The sequence below is a fragment of the Chitinophaga sp. 22620 genome, from assembly GCF_052044405.1.
In the GTDB taxonomy this organism is placed as follows: Bacteria; Bacteroidota; Bacteroidia; order Chitinophagales; family Chitinophagaceae; genus Chitinophaga.
In genome coordinates, this window is the sequence record NZ_JBQEMV010000001.1 from 228,692 (window position 1) to 242,049 (window position 13,358).

Here is a 13,358-nt window from a genome sequence, read left to right on the forward strand (position 1 = left end):
GGGATTACTAAAATAATTTTAAATGCTCTTCACGCCAATTAGTCTTATCCACAGCCTGTGCATAAGGGCGCATTAACAAACTACGGCCGTTAGGCAGTTTAAAAGACCGCTTTTCACCTCAAATCAATTGCAAAATCAATACCATGCATATTTATTTAACCCTGTGCCTTATTAGAAAAAAATTTATACATTTGCTTCAACCGGAACAATGCAAAATTAATGTACAGAAAAATATACAGTTCCTTTATCGAGAGAAAGGCAAAAGGTATAAAGTCATTCGCAGTTCTGATAGACCCTGACAAGGTTACACCTGCGGGGATTGCTGATCTGACTGCCAAATGCACTGAAGCGAAGGTTGATTATATTTTCCTGGGAGGAAGTCTTGTTATCACGAACCATTTAGACGAAGTGGTGCAGCAGATCAAGGCTACCTGTTCCATTCCGGTGATATTATTCCCCGGCAGCCCGTCGCAGGTATCGCGATACGCTGATGCTTTGCTTTATCTCTCCATGATCTCCGGCCGTAATGCTGAATTGCTGATCGGCCAGCATGTGGTTTCGGCCGCCGCTGTAAAAAAGAGCGGGCTGGAAGTGATCTCCACGGGGTATATGGTTATAGACGGCGGCGCTCCTACCACCGTTTCCTACATCAGCAATGCAACGCCCATCCCGGCGGATAAAGATGATATTGCCATGTGTACTGCCATGGCGGGCGACATGCTCGGCATGAAGGTCATATATATGGACGCCGGCAGCGGCGCGCGCAAACCTATTACAGAATCCATGATCCACCGCGTAGCCAGCCAGGTAGAAGTGCCGGTGATCGTTGGCGGCGGCATCCGCGATGCGGAAAAAGCTTACCTGAACTGTAAGGCCGGCGCAGACATCATTGTGGTGGGCAACGCTATCGAAAAAGATACTTCCCTGATCCGCGAGATCGCGGAAGCCGTTCATAGCGCTCCCGTAAAGGCCGCACGTTAACCCCTCTTTCTTCTTTATTATCCCTGCCTGCCATTTTTTGGAAAAAAATTTATTGTCTAGCCGGAAGAATTTGTTAAAAAAATTGCGGAGGTTATATATCTTGTGCATGATTTTATTAACAAACCAAACCAACCAGTAATTACCGGCACCCCGAATGTGCAGTTGTATCCGTGAATTGACGGGAAACCCTGGTATCATAGCAGCATTAGCATTTTCATTCTGTTGTTTTCAGCAACCTTTCCATATTCCAGCAAAATTTTTTAATCGGGCTAGTAATATATTTCTGCCGCCAGGTGGCAATAAAGGCATTATGCGTCTTTATGGCCATTATGGCCTTTTTTCATAAGCATAATTTAACGGGCTGTTCTTTTCAGGACAGCTCTTTGTTTTCAGGCCTATTCCGCTACAGGAAAGGATTTCAGCCAATAAAAAAAGGAAAGGCCGCAACCTTTCCTTCCCTGGATAATATATCTTCCTCTTTGCCTAGAGGCTCATCATTTCCTTAAATTTCACCGCCTGCCTGCGGCTCACTTCTATCTTCTCCCCTCCGCGCATTTCCAGCAGCAGCCCGCCGTTAAAGTAGGTGTCTATCCTTTCTATCATCCGCAGGTTCACGATATGCTTGCGGTTGGCGCGGAAGAACACCCGTTCGTCCAGCCGTTCTTCCAGCGCGTTCAGCGATTTCAGGATCAGCGGCTTGTTGGTCTCGAAATACACGCGGGCGTAGTTGCCCACGCTTTCGAACAGGCGGATCTCCTGGAGCTTCACAAACCAGCAGCGGTCCCCGTCTTTCACGAACACCTGGTCGTTTTCCCCCAGGATGTTGCGGATGCCGGAAGCGGCCGCCAGGCGCTCTTTTTCGTCTACCTGGTGCAGTTTATGAATGGCGTCCGCCAGGCGTTTGGGCTCAATGGGCTTCAGCAGGTAATCCAGCGCGTTATACTCGAACGCTTTGAGGGCATATTCGTCGTAAGCCGTGGTAAAGATCACCTGGGGCGTTCTTTCCAGTTCCGCCAGCAGGTCGAAGCCGGTCTTGTCCGGCATCTGGATGTCGAGGAACAGCAGGTCGGGCCGCAGCGATTCTATCTTTTCCATGCCGTCTTTCGCATTCACCGCTTCCCCTACCACCACGATCTCCGGGTGGTCCGCCAGCAGCTTCTTGAGTTCGCTCCTGGCCAGTCGTTCATCGTCTATGATCAATGCTTTTTTCATGATACAGTCTGTCTTTTTCGGTTGATGATGTGATGTTCGTCCAAAAGACGCCTTAAATATACTGAAATTCAGATAGTTAGAGTATTGGCATTTGTACTTTGGCTTCTACCATGGCATTATCCAGGTTATAGATCTCGAAAGAAGCCCTTTTGCCGAACAGGATACCGAGGCGCTGCCGGGTGCTTGCCAGGCCAAAGCCATTGCCGTTCAGGTCTTCCACGATCTGCCCGGTGTTCCTGATGGTGATCTCGTGGCGCATATCGTGCACATGCGAGCCTATCAGTATCAGCCCTCCGTTCACTTCCCGGGAAATGCCGTGCTTGATGGCGTTTTCCACCAGGGTTTGCAGCATCAGCGGCGGTACAGGCAGTTCCAGCGTTTCCGGGTCTATGTCGTACTGTACTTTCAATCGCTCTTCAAACCTGATATTCTCCAATGCAAGATAATCTTTTACTATGCTCAGTTCGTTTTCCAGGCTCACCGTCTCCGCTTTGTCCGCCTGCATGGAATTCCGCAGGATATTGCTCAGCTCGGTGATGGCCGTCCGCGCGCGGCGCGGGTTTTCGTCTACCAGCGCGCGGATGCTGTTGAGCGCGTTGAAGATGAAATGCGGGTTCAGCTGGCTTTTGATCGTTTTCAGCTCCAGCGTGCGCACAGTGGCTTCAAGCTTCAGCTGGCCCACCTGCGAATTGCGGCTCTCTTCCACGTAATGCCAGAGAAAATAGATCACCGCCCAAAGGGCCATGAATATGGTCTGCGAGAAGAAGGCCCTCATCCAGCTGTCCTTAAAATCGCCGTCCGGCTGGCCGAGCACGAAATGTGAGATACAGGCCAGCAGGAACGAATCCACGATGGAGCACACGAGGATGCCGAAAAAGAAGTAGATCGCCACGTTCTCAAACGGCTTCTCGATCCATTTGTATTTGACGATAACCGCCCTGAATCCATGCGTGATAAGTATCCCCAGCAAACAATAAGAGAGGATGTACTGTACCTGCGCGGCATCTATCTGATAGAAAAAAAAGCCGAAGAACAAGAAAAGAAAGGCATTAGCTCCCCACCCGAGTATCTGGCACCACCAATATTTTGATATGCGTTTAAACATCCATGAAAAGTTAGCAAAGTCTTATGACAAACTTCGCGTCTGACCAAAAATACCACCTGGCCCACAGGGAGTGAACCCAATTTTTATCAATGGTTGCAGGGGCGTTTAAGTGGGAGGCTCGGAATAAGCGTAAAAACATGTATTTTTGGGCATTAAACCCTAATGCTGATATGGAAATTACGGCCGGTCAATTACTGAGCCAGATCGAATACCCGTCTGATCTGCGAAAATTGAGCAAGGAGCAGCTGCACCAGGTGTGCGACGAGCTGCGCCAGTTCATTATTGACGTAGTGAGTGTACACGGCGGCCACTTCGGGGCCAGCCTGGGTGTGGTGGAGCTTACCGTAGCGCTGCATTATGCATTTAATACGCCTTACGACCAGCTGGTGTGGGACGTGGGCCACCAGGCCTACGGGCATAAGATCCTCACCGGCCGGAAGAATGTGTTCCATACCAACCGGAAATACAAAGGCATCAGCGGTTTCCCCAACCGCGGCGAAAGCGAATACGATACTTTCGGGGTAGGCCACTCCAGCACCTCCATCGGGGCGGCGCTGGGCATGGCCATCGCCTCCAAAAATAAAGGTGAGCACGACCGGCAGCATATTGCCGTGATCGGAGACGGCGCCATGACTGCCGGGATGGCCTTCGAAGCGCTGAACCACGCAGGCGTGGCCAATGCCAACCTGCTGGTCATCCTGAACGACAACTGCATGTCCATAGACCCGAACGTGGGCGCCCTCAAGGAATACCTGACCGATATCACCACTTCCCATACCTACAACAAGTTCCGCGACGACGTGTGGAACCTGCTCGGGAAGCTGCCTATCGGCAAGAATTTCACCAGGGACATGGCTTCCAAGCTGGAAGCCAGCGTAAAAGGCATGGTGTCCAAATCCAGCAACCTGTTCGAAAGCCTCAACCTGCGCTACTTTGGCGCGATAGACGGGCACAACATCACCAAGCTGGTGGATACCCTGCAGGACCTGAAGAACATCCCGGGCCCCAAGCTGCTGCATATCAATACCACCAAAGGGAAAGGATATGCGCTGGCTGAAAAGGACCAGACCAAGTGGCACGCTCCCGGCCTGTTCGACAAGATCACCGGCGAGATCTATAAAAAGGTCATAGAAGCCCCCCAGCCGCCCAAATACCAGGACGTTTTCGGCCATACCATCATTGAGCTGGCCGAACTGAATAAAACCATCATGGGCATTACGCCCGCCATGCCTTCCGGCTCTTCCCTCAAATGGATGATGGAGCAGATGCCGGACCGCGCGATAGACGTGGGCATCTGCGAACAGCACGCCGTAACGCTTTCCGCCGGGCTTGCCACGCAGGGCATGACGGTGTTCTGCAACATCTACTCCTCTTTTATGCAACGGGCTTACGACCAGGTAGTGCACGATGTGGCCATCCAGCACCTGCCGGTGATCTTTTGCCTGGACAGGGCGGGCCTTGTGGGGGAAGACGGCGCCACGCACCACGGCGCATACGATATTCCCTACATGCGCTGCATCCCGAACATGATCGTGAGCGCGCCCATGAACGAAGAAGAGCTCCGCAACCTGATGTATACCGCACAGCTCCCGTCCAACAAATCGCCCTTCGTGATCCGCTACCCGCGCGGCGAAGGCGTGATGCCGGACTGGCGCAGGCCTTTCTCTGAAATAAAAGTAGGCACGGGTCGCAAGATCCAGGACGGCCGCGATGTTGCCATTCTTTCCCTCGGCCACCCGGGCAACTTTGTGACCGAAGCCATGAAAGAACTGATGACGGACGGGCTGCAACCCGCGCATTACGACATGCGCTTCGTGAAACCGCTGGATACCGGCATGCTGCATGATATCTTCCAGCGTTACGACCGCGTGATCACCGTTGAAGACGGCGCGCTCCAGGGCGGCTTCGGTAGCGCAGTGCTGGAATTTATGGCGGATAATGATTACAAGGCGGAAATAAAGCGCCTGGGCATCCCCGACCGGTTGATCGAGCACGGGAAACCCGCCGAATTGCAGCGCGAAGCAGGCTACGACGCTGCCGCCATCGCTTCGGCCGTACGCGAGATGCTTCGCAGTAAAATAACCGTTCACTCCAGCTTATAAAGGCCGTACACGTCCCGGGCCGCTGGTCCGGGACGTCTTTTATCATGCGCGACCTCTACATACAACTACGCATTACCCGCATTATCCAGGAAACGCCGGACGCCTTCACTTATCATTTTGAAAGTGCGGACGGGAAGCCGGTGAAATATCTTGCCGGGCAGTTCCTTACCTTCCTGGTTCAGCTGCACGGCACCGAATACCGCCGTTCCTATTCCCTCAGCTCCACACCGGGCATAGACGATTTCCTGGCCGTTACCGTCAAACGCATTGCCAACGGGGAAATTTCCCGTTATATCCTCCGCAGCTGGATGCTGGGTGATGTGGTCACTTCGTTGCTGCCTTCCGGGCGTTTTACGCTGGACAGCGAGCCGGCGCTTCACCGCGATATCATCCTGCTGGGCGCGGGCAGCGGCATCACTCCCCTCTTCTCCATCCTGCAGCAGGCCCTGCATACGGAAAAAGCGGCGCACATCACGCTCATTTACAGCAACCGCGACGAGAAGAACGCCATCTTCCGCGAACGCCTCCTGGAGCTGCAATCGAAGTTCCCCGAGCGTTTCACCATCGTCTGGCTTTACAGCGATCCCGCCGATGCTTCCGGCGTTTACCGGCGTATGAGCAACAGCCTGCTGGAAATGATCGCGCCGAAGCACCTGCATTACCCGCGGGAAGCGGCACAGTTCTACATTTGCGGCCCGGCGGAATATATGCGGATGGCGCAGTTTACGCTTATATTCATGGGCTTCCGGGAAGACCAGCTGCACAAGGAAAATTTCGTGGTGAACACCGAGGCGAAGATCGCGCGCGTACAGATACCGCAGGATACCACGCTGAAGCAGGTGCACCTGAAACATGCAGGCAACGTACAAACGCTGATGGTGCCCGGCAATGAGAACATCCTGCATGCGGCGCTGCGCCAGCAGGTAGCCTTGCCTTACAGCTGCAAAGGCGGCGTTTGCGGCTCCTGCATTGCCACCTGCACACAGGGAAAGGTCTGGATGTCCGTCAACGAAGTGCTGACCGAAAAAGAGCTGGCAAAAGGGCTTGTGCTTACCTGCACCGGTTATGCGCAGACGGATGAAGTAATGCTGGAGTGGTAGTGAAAAACAAACACCTTTGTGGCCCAAACCCGCTACAGGTCTAAATTGGCCAGTTCCCCGAATTTACCTACATTCAACACTCAAACTACTGAGATGAGCCATACTGCGTTGAAAACCGCAAGCCTTTTCCTGGTCTTCGGGCTTATCTGGCTGGCGGGCTACAACCGTTTACTGGTGCCGTTTACACAGTTATTCCCAGGCCTGGGCCCCGGGTTGCTGCCCTACTTGATGAATGCCTTTTTTATTGTTGTTTCCACTGTTCTCATCTACTTCATTATCCGTCACGATTTCCTGCGCAACAACACCTATTCCACCCAATACCGGCAGCTGTTCTACGAGCACCCGGTGCCGATGTGGATCTACCAGTGGGGTACGTTGAAATTCCTGGCGGTGAACAATGCGGCGGTCAGCAAATACGGTTTCAGCAGGAAGGAATTTGAAGCGATGGACATCCTTTCCATCCGTGAGCCGTCGTCTATCCCGGCGGTGCTGGACGATGTGAAGCGGACCGATAAAAACCTGGACTACCGCGGCATCTGGCAGCACAGGAAGAAGAACGGCGAATTGTTTTACGTGGAATTGTATTCACATACCACCCGTTACAATGGCAAAGAAGCGCGTATCGTGATGGCGATAGATATTGATTCGGAAGTGCGCAACACGATCAAAGCGAAAGACATTGGCACGCGATACGAACTGCTGGCGCAGGTTACGCAGGATTGTATCTATTACTGGGACCTGCTTTCAGGGCGGGTTACGCGCAACCACGGACCTGCGACCATGTTCGGATACAAAGAAGAAGAGGTACTGGAGCATGTGGATTGGTGGAAAGAAAATGTTCATCCCGAAGACATTCAACAGGTGATGGATTCTTTCGGGGAATGCCTGCAAAGCAAGAGCATGCACTGGAATACCGCATACCGTTTCCGTTGTGCTGACGGGAATTACAAGTATGTGCTGGACCGCGCGCATGTCCTTTACAACGATCATGGAAACGCTATGCGCGTGATAGGGGCTATACAGGATGTGGACGAGTCGATGCGGCACGAGGAAGAACGCCGGCAGTTCATCCGCCTGTTGCAGGAACAGAATGAAAAGCTCCAGGAAATTGCGCGCATCAATTCACATGAAATACGGCGGCCCGTGTCCAACATCATGGGCATACTGGCCATGCTGGACCTGGAAAAGAATGAACCTGCGCTGAACGGCCGGCTGTTCGGGCTCCTGCAGCAAAGCACGGCAGAGCTGGACGCTACCCTGTTCAGGATACGGGACAAACTGCAGCAAATGAGAGAATAATAAAACCCAGGCTAACGGAACGATTCAAACCGGGAAAACTCCCCTCTCAGCTCATCATGTAATTTGTGAAATACCTGCATGCGGTCGTGCAGCCGGTCGTAGTCGTCTACGGGCCTGTCGTGGTGAATGATTGCCGGGCGGCCGTACCCCATCGATTTTGCGGATTGTTTCAGATCGTGGAACATTTCATCAGCTACTTCCAACTGGCGGATGAACTGGTTCTGAAAGTGCTCTATTTCCACCATTCTTTCATGGTTGGCCTGGCGGGCGCCGGCCATTTCTTCTAACCTGTTCCTCATTGTGCGCAGGCTGCCACGCACCTGGTCTACTTCGCCTTTCCAGGCACTCAGCTGTGCCTGCAGGTCAGATGACTGTGTTGGTACTTCCATGAGATATTGATTTAAGTTAAATGTTTGACGAGCGTAACCATCATACATCCATGCTGTTAAGTCAATATGTCCATTCCCTTCACTTCTAATTTACGACACTTTTCATTACGGGTAAAAATAAACCCGGTGGAATTTATCCACCGGGCTGAATCCTTTCTACACAGCCATCGGCAGGTCCATGAGCAGGAATTCCGTATTCTCCAATGTTGTAACATTCAATTGTTCCAGGTCTGTAACTGCAATGGCATCGCGCGCGCCAAGGGTTTCGCCGCCGGCTTCCAGGCTGCCGGAAAGCACGAACAGGTATACGCCGTTGCCTTCCTGTTTGGGCTGATATCCAAACTGCCGGCCTTTATCGAAGTTGCCGAGGCTGAACCAGGCATCCTGGTTGATCAGCAGGGTATCGTTGTTCTCTTCGGGCGATACCACCAGCTGCAGTTTGTTCTGCCGGCCGGCGGGATCGAATGTTTTCTGGTCGTACCGCGGCGCGATGTCGCGCTTCTTGGGGAAGAGCCATATCTGCAGGAATTTCACCGGTTCTGTTTTTGAAGCGTTGAACTCCGAGTGCTGTATGCCCGTGCCCGCGCTCATGATCTGTACGTCGTGCTGGTTGATGATCTTGTGGCGGCCGGTATTGTCCTTATGTTCCAGCGCGCCGGTCAGGGGAATGCTGACGATCTCCATGTTGTCGTGCGGGTGCGCGCCAAAGCCCATTCCGCCTTTTACTGTATCATCATTCAGCACGCGCAATGCACCGAAGTGAATGCGTTCAGGGTTGTAATAACCGGCGAAGCTGAAAGTGTGATAGCTCTGTAACCAGTTGTGGTCTGCAAATCCGCGGGTGTTTCCGCGATGAATAACTGTTTTCATAATGTCCTCCTGTATTTTCTATTGCAAATTTCCGCATAAAACAGGCGCTGCGCAATGGACATTCCGGCTAAAAGGGTGGACAATTTATTCTCTTTGAAACAAAGGAGGGATAAGGGTTTCAAGACAACGCCCCTGCTGCAAAAACAAAGGCCGGATCATGTCGTCCGGCCTTTGATATGCTGTATGCTGAAGCGGCTTACACCAGCTTTGCATCCATGGTGATCTCGGTGTTGAGCAGCTTTGAAATGGGGCAGTTCAGCTTTGCGTCTTCCGCCATTTCAGCAAACTTGGCGGCATCCAGGCCGGGTACGCTGGCAGTTACTTCCAGGTGAATGTTGGGAATGGCGCCCGCTTCGAAGGTCACAATGCTCTTCGTGTCTATGCTGGTGGGGGTAAGGCCCGCGCCGGAAATGATGAAGCTCAGCTTCATGCTGAAGCAGCCTGCATGCGCGGCAGCGATCAGCTCTTCGGGGTTGGTGCCGATGCCGTCTTCAAAGCGGCTTGAAAAAGAATACTGGGTATCTTTCAGTACGCCTGTTTGTGTGGAAACCGTGCCTTTCCCTTCTTTACCGGTGCCTTTCCAATTGGCAGTTGCGGATCTTTTCATGAGTTAAAATTTTTTATTTGGGTGAATTATGAACGATAAGAGGTCTTAAAATTAATGAATTGGAATTAAAAAAACCGGGCGAATTGCTTCACCCGGCTTTACCTAAAACCCTGACAACCTTACTACACTTAATTCTATAAATTCCTTCGCATTTCTCTCCATTCCCTGCATGCTGCATTTACCGTCTCCCCGCGCTATAACCAACCGCCGCAACTACAACCCTGCGCAGGTTCCTGTCTTCCAGTCCTGATTTCATCGTAAGCAGCCGCGTTACATCCTTTCACCAGGCACACTATCGTCAGTGATCTTTATCTTATTGTTAAGCTTGTTTTACCAGCTGTACGCCAAGAATGAGGCGCACATCGTCGCTCACTACCAGGCCGCCGGCTTCTGTGGTGGCAGACCAGGAAAGACCGAAGTCTTTGCGGTTGATCTTGCCGGTCAGCTCAAAGCCTGCTTTGGTCTGGCCCCAGGGGTCTACGGTGATGCCGTTGTATTCCACGTTCAGTTCTACGGGTTTGGAAACGCCCCGGATGCTGAGATCGCCTTTCAGGATGAAATTTTCGGCGTCTTTTTTCTTCACTTCGGTAGAGGTGAAAGTAATTTTCGGGTGATTGGGGGCGTCAAAGAAATCGGCGCCCTTCAGGTGCTCATCCCTTTGTGCGTTCTTTGTGCTCACGCTGTTCACGTTGGCTTCGAAGGAGATCTTCGCATCGGAGAAATCTTCCGCGCCGGCTTCAACGGTAGCGTCGTATTCCGCAAAGTGGCCTGTCACGTTGGTGATCATCAGGTGTTTCACTTTAAATTCGATCTCGCTGTGTAAAGGATCAATTTTCCAGGTTGTCATTTTGTTTGGTTTTAAAGTTTTGTGTGATTTATTATCAGGATCTAATTCAGGCGTCCCATTTTGCCGTTGTTGTAATCTTCCACGGCCTGCACGATGTCTTCTTTCGTATTCATCACGAAGGGGCCGTAAGAGAAAACCGGTTCGTTGATCGGCTCGCCGTTCAGCACCAGCAGCGAAGCATCGGTAACGGCGGTAACCGTGATCGTTTCGCCTTTGGTGTCAAACACCGCGAGCTGCACGCCTTTGGCGGTATGCGTATCGTTGAAGCGGGCTTCGCCCTTCAGTACCACGATGCCGGTGTTGTAACCGTCCGGCAGCGTCAGCTCTATGCTTTTGCCGGCTTTCAGCTGTACATCGAACAGGTTCAGCGGGGTAAAGGTTTTTGCAGCTCCTTTTTGTCCATCAAATTCCCCGGCAATTACACGGAGGTAACTTCCGTCTCCCAGGTCCGCCACCGGTATATCTTTCTTTTCGAGGCCCTGGTAGCGGGGCGGGTCCATTTTATGGGCTTTGGGCAGGTTCACCCAGAGCTGCACCATTTCAAGCGTGCCGCCGCTGCGGGTGAATTCGCGCTCGTGCTTTTCTTCATGCACCACGCCGGAGGCAGCCGTCATCCACTGCACGTCGCCGGCACCGATCTTGCCGGAATTGCCGCCGGAATCGCGGTGCTCCAGTGCGCCCTGGTAGGCGATGGTCACCGTTTCAAATCCGCGGTGCGGGTGCTCGTCCACACCGCGCGGCTGGTCCGAAGGCGGGAAATAATGCGGCGCAGCATAATCAAGCAGGAAAAAGGGGCTGAGCTGCCTGCTGCCGATGCGGTTGCCGTTCGGGAAGAGGTTCTGCACCCTGAATCCGTCGCCCACCATATGGGTCTGGGCGCCTTCGTAAATTTTTGCTACTTGTTTTGTGCTTTTCATATTGTGTATCTCCTTAAAGACAACACAAAATTACATGTTGTAACACCTAATAGAAATGGATAGAAAGCGTTAAAGGGTGTACTTTTTTATGTGGCGCGGCGATTGATCGGGCATGTTGAGGCCGGTAAAAACAAAATGTCCCGGAATATCTATCCCCGGGACATCGTAATAAACTGAAAATCAATACATTTATACTCTCGCCAGTTCCTTGAATTCGGAGGGGGACTGGTTCGTGTACTTTTTAAAGAAGCGGGAGAAATAATGCGGGTCCTCAAACCCCAGCTTATAGGCGATCTCCTTCGCCGTAAGGTCGGTGTTATAAAGATAGCGCTGGGCTTCCAGGATCACGCGGTTACGGATGTGCTCGCCGGCGGTGATGCCGGACAGCGACTTGCTGATCTCGTTCAGCAGCACGGGCTTTATATGCAGTAACGCGGCGTATTCGGACACGTTCTTCAGCTCCTTGTACTTTTCCTCGATCAGCGTCTTAAAGTTCATAAAAAGGGCGCTGTTGTGCTTTGCCTGGTATTCCGGTATCACGGCCACCGGCGTGGTGGTATGCCGCGAAGCCACGATCAGGAAATATTGCAGCAGGTTCTGGAAAGCCACCGCATAGCCGGGCGCTTTGCCCTCTATTTCCCGCATCATGCGCTGTACCATCCATTCCAGCTCCTTTTCATCGTCGGGGTCGCTCAGGTGTATCACGGAACTGAAGGCGTCGTTCACAAAAAGGCCTTTGCGCACGCTGGCCATGTCCGACTGGTCGCTGGGGCACATCAGGGAGTCGTGAAAGGCGATCATATAACCGTCCACCTTCTCCGAAAGCTTCAGCTGGTGCACCTGGCCGGGCGCGAGGAAAAACAGCGTATTGCGTTTTACCACGTGGGTCACCGTATCGATCGTGTGGGTAAGCTCACCTTTTTTGATCCAGTAAATGGTGTAGAAGTTGTGCCGGTGCGGGGCGGACTGGTGGTCGAAAAAAGCGCAGCCCAGGTTGCAAAGCGTGGACACGCTGAACTCATACTGCTCGTCCGCCACGTGGGCGTATTCTGATAGTGAAACTACCCCGATCTGTTCTTTTTTTTCCGCCATATGTTTAATCTTCAAATACTACGGGAGCGTCTTCCGGCCTTTCGGAAGGATCCACGTAGTCGATGATAAAGTTATTCCTGCCCTCGCCCACCATAATGCTCAGGTATTTGGCCTGCACCAGCTCCAGCATGCCCAGGAACAGGAAAATGGCATGCACGCGGTCTTTACAGTGGTCGAATATCTTTTCGAAAGCCATGGTCTTTTCGGTACGCGCCAGGTCCATCATATATTCCCTGGAGCCTTCCATGGTGTAATCGTATTTGTACACAACGTGCTGCGGCTTGTTGCTGCGCTCTTTCACGCGCTGCATCACCTTTTCGAAAGTTTTGGTGAGCTTGAAGAGCGTAAGCGTCTGCACTTCGGAGCCTTCGCTGGTAGCCTCCCCTATTTCGGCGAGCTCCTTCGCGATATTCCCTCTTTTTACCTGCAGCATACGGTCCGCTTCCTGCTCTGCCAGCTCGGCGGCGGCCTGCTTGAAGCGTTTGTATTCAAGTATCTTGTCCACCAGCTCCTGGCGCGGGTCTATCTCGTTCCCCGCTTCGTCCAGCTCCTTGCGCGGCAGCAGCATTTTAGCCTTGATGCGCATGAGGGTGGAGATGAAGAGGATGAACTCGCTGGCCAGCTCGATGTTCAGGTTTTCCATGTGGTGGATGTACTCCAGGAAGTCCTTGGTGAGGCCGAAGATGGGTATATTGTATATGTCCAGCTCATCCCTTTCAATGAAGAACAGCAGCAGGTCGAAAGGGCCTTCGAACTGGGGGAGCTTGATTTTATATATTTCCGGGTCGTTACTCATATTTTAAATAATAAAACCTGCCGGGCGGGGCCGACAGGTTT

Annotated in this window: 13 protein-coding genes; 4 read left to right on the forward strand and 9 right to left on the reverse strand. The window is 52.4% G+C overall.

The window, feature by feature from the left end:
- The first annotated feature begins 219 nt into the window (after nucleotides 1-219).
- Nucleotides 220-981, forward strand: a complete 762-nt coding sequence (locus tag ACTJIK_RS00960) for a geranylgeranylglyceryl/heptaprenylglyceryl phosphate synthase (protein ID WP_440644377.1) — start codon at nucleotides 220-222, stop codon at nucleotides 979-981.
- Between the two features lie 483 nt (nucleotides 982-1,464).
- On the opposite strand, the gene ACTJIK_RS00965 is transcribed toward ACTJIK_RS00960, so the two are convergent.
- Nucleotides 1,465-2,193 carry a LytR/AlgR family response regulator transcription factor gene (locus ACTJIK_RS00965; protein ID WP_120517470.1) on the reverse strand — a complete coding sequence of 243 codons (729 nt, stop codon included), beginning with the start codon at nucleotides 2,191-2,193 and terminating at the stop codon, nucleotides 1,465-1,467.
- A 76-nt stretch (nucleotides 2,194-2,269) separates the two neighbouring features.
- Nucleotides 2,270-3,298 (reverse strand): sensor histidine kinase, encoded by a 1,029-nt coding sequence (locus ACTJIK_RS00970; protein ID WP_440644378.1) that lies wholly within the window; start codon nucleotides 3,296-3,298, stop codon nucleotides 2,270-2,272.
- 170 nt (nucleotides 3,299-3,468) lie between these two features.
- Between ACTJIK_RS00970 and dxs the strand changes: the two genes are divergently transcribed.
- From dxs to ACTJIK_RS00985, 3 genes are all read left to right on the forward strand, one after another.
- Complete coding sequence (gene dxs, locus ACTJIK_RS00975; RefSeq protein WP_440644379.1) at nucleotides 3,469-5,400, forward strand: 1-deoxy-D-xylulose-5-phosphate synthase; 1,932 nt, start codon at nucleotides 3,469-3,471, stop codon at nucleotides 5,398-5,400.
- Between the two features lie 44 nt (nucleotides 5,401-5,444).
- On the forward strand, nucleotides 5,445-6,500 hold the full coding sequence (locus tag ACTJIK_RS00980; protein WP_440644380.1) for a 2Fe-2S iron-sulfur cluster-binding protein: 1,056 nt from the start codon (nucleotides 5,445-5,447) through the stop codon (nucleotides 6,498-6,500).
- 93 nt (nucleotides 6,501-6,593) lie between these two features.
- Complete coding sequence (locus ACTJIK_RS00985; protein ID WP_440644381.1) at nucleotides 6,594-7,799, forward strand: PAS domain-containing protein; 1,206 nt, start codon at nucleotides 6,594-6,596, stop codon at nucleotides 7,797-7,799.
- Between the two features lie 11 nt (nucleotides 7,800-7,810).
- On the opposite strand, the gene ACTJIK_RS00990 is transcribed toward ACTJIK_RS00985, so the two are convergent.
- The 7 genes from ACTJIK_RS00990 to ACTJIK_RS01020 form a co-directional block, all read right to left on the reverse strand.
- Entirely contained in the window at nucleotides 7,811-8,188 is a 378-nt protein-coding gene (locus ACTJIK_RS00990) for a hypothetical protein (RefSeq protein WP_440644382.1), read from the reverse strand.
- Nucleotides 8,189-8,344: 156 nt separating this feature from the next.
- Nucleotides 8,345-9,058 carry a pirin family protein gene (locus tag ACTJIK_RS00995; protein WP_440644384.1) on the reverse strand — a complete coding sequence of 238 codons (714 nt, stop codon included), beginning with the start codon at nucleotides 9,056-9,058 and terminating at the stop codon, nucleotides 8,345-8,347.
- 196 nt (nucleotides 9,059-9,254) lie between these two features.
- A complete protein-coding gene (locus ACTJIK_RS01000; protein ID WP_346317340.1) occupies nucleotides 9,255-9,665 on the reverse strand; it encodes an OsmC family protein in 411 nt (136 codons plus the stop codon).
- 319 nt (nucleotides 9,666-9,984) lie between these two features.
- The gene (locus ACTJIK_RS01005) at nucleotides 9,985-10,512 is read right to left on the reverse strand and encodes a YceI family protein (RefSeq protein WP_440644385.1); all 528 of its coding nucleotides are present in this window, start codon (nucleotides 10,510-10,512) and stop codon (nucleotides 9,985-9,987) included.
- Nucleotides 10,513-10,553: 41 nt separating this feature from the next.
- On the reverse strand, nucleotides 10,554-11,429 hold the full coding sequence (locus ACTJIK_RS01010; RefSeq protein ID WP_440644386.1) for a pirin family protein: 876 nt from the start codon (nucleotides 11,427-11,429) through the stop codon (nucleotides 10,554-10,556).
- Between the two features lie 189 nt (nucleotides 11,430-11,618).
- On the reverse strand, nucleotides 11,619-12,521 hold the full coding sequence (locus tag ACTJIK_RS01015; protein WP_440644387.1) for a helix-turn-helix domain-containing protein: 903 nt from the start codon (nucleotides 12,519-12,521) through the stop codon (nucleotides 11,619-11,621).
- A 4-nt stretch (nucleotides 12,522-12,525) separates the two neighbouring features.
- Entirely contained in the window at nucleotides 12,526-13,317 is a 792-nt protein-coding gene (locus ACTJIK_RS01020) for a segregation and condensation protein A (protein WP_440644388.1), read from the reverse strand.
- Between the last annotated feature and the right edge of the window lie 41 nt (nucleotides 13,318-13,358).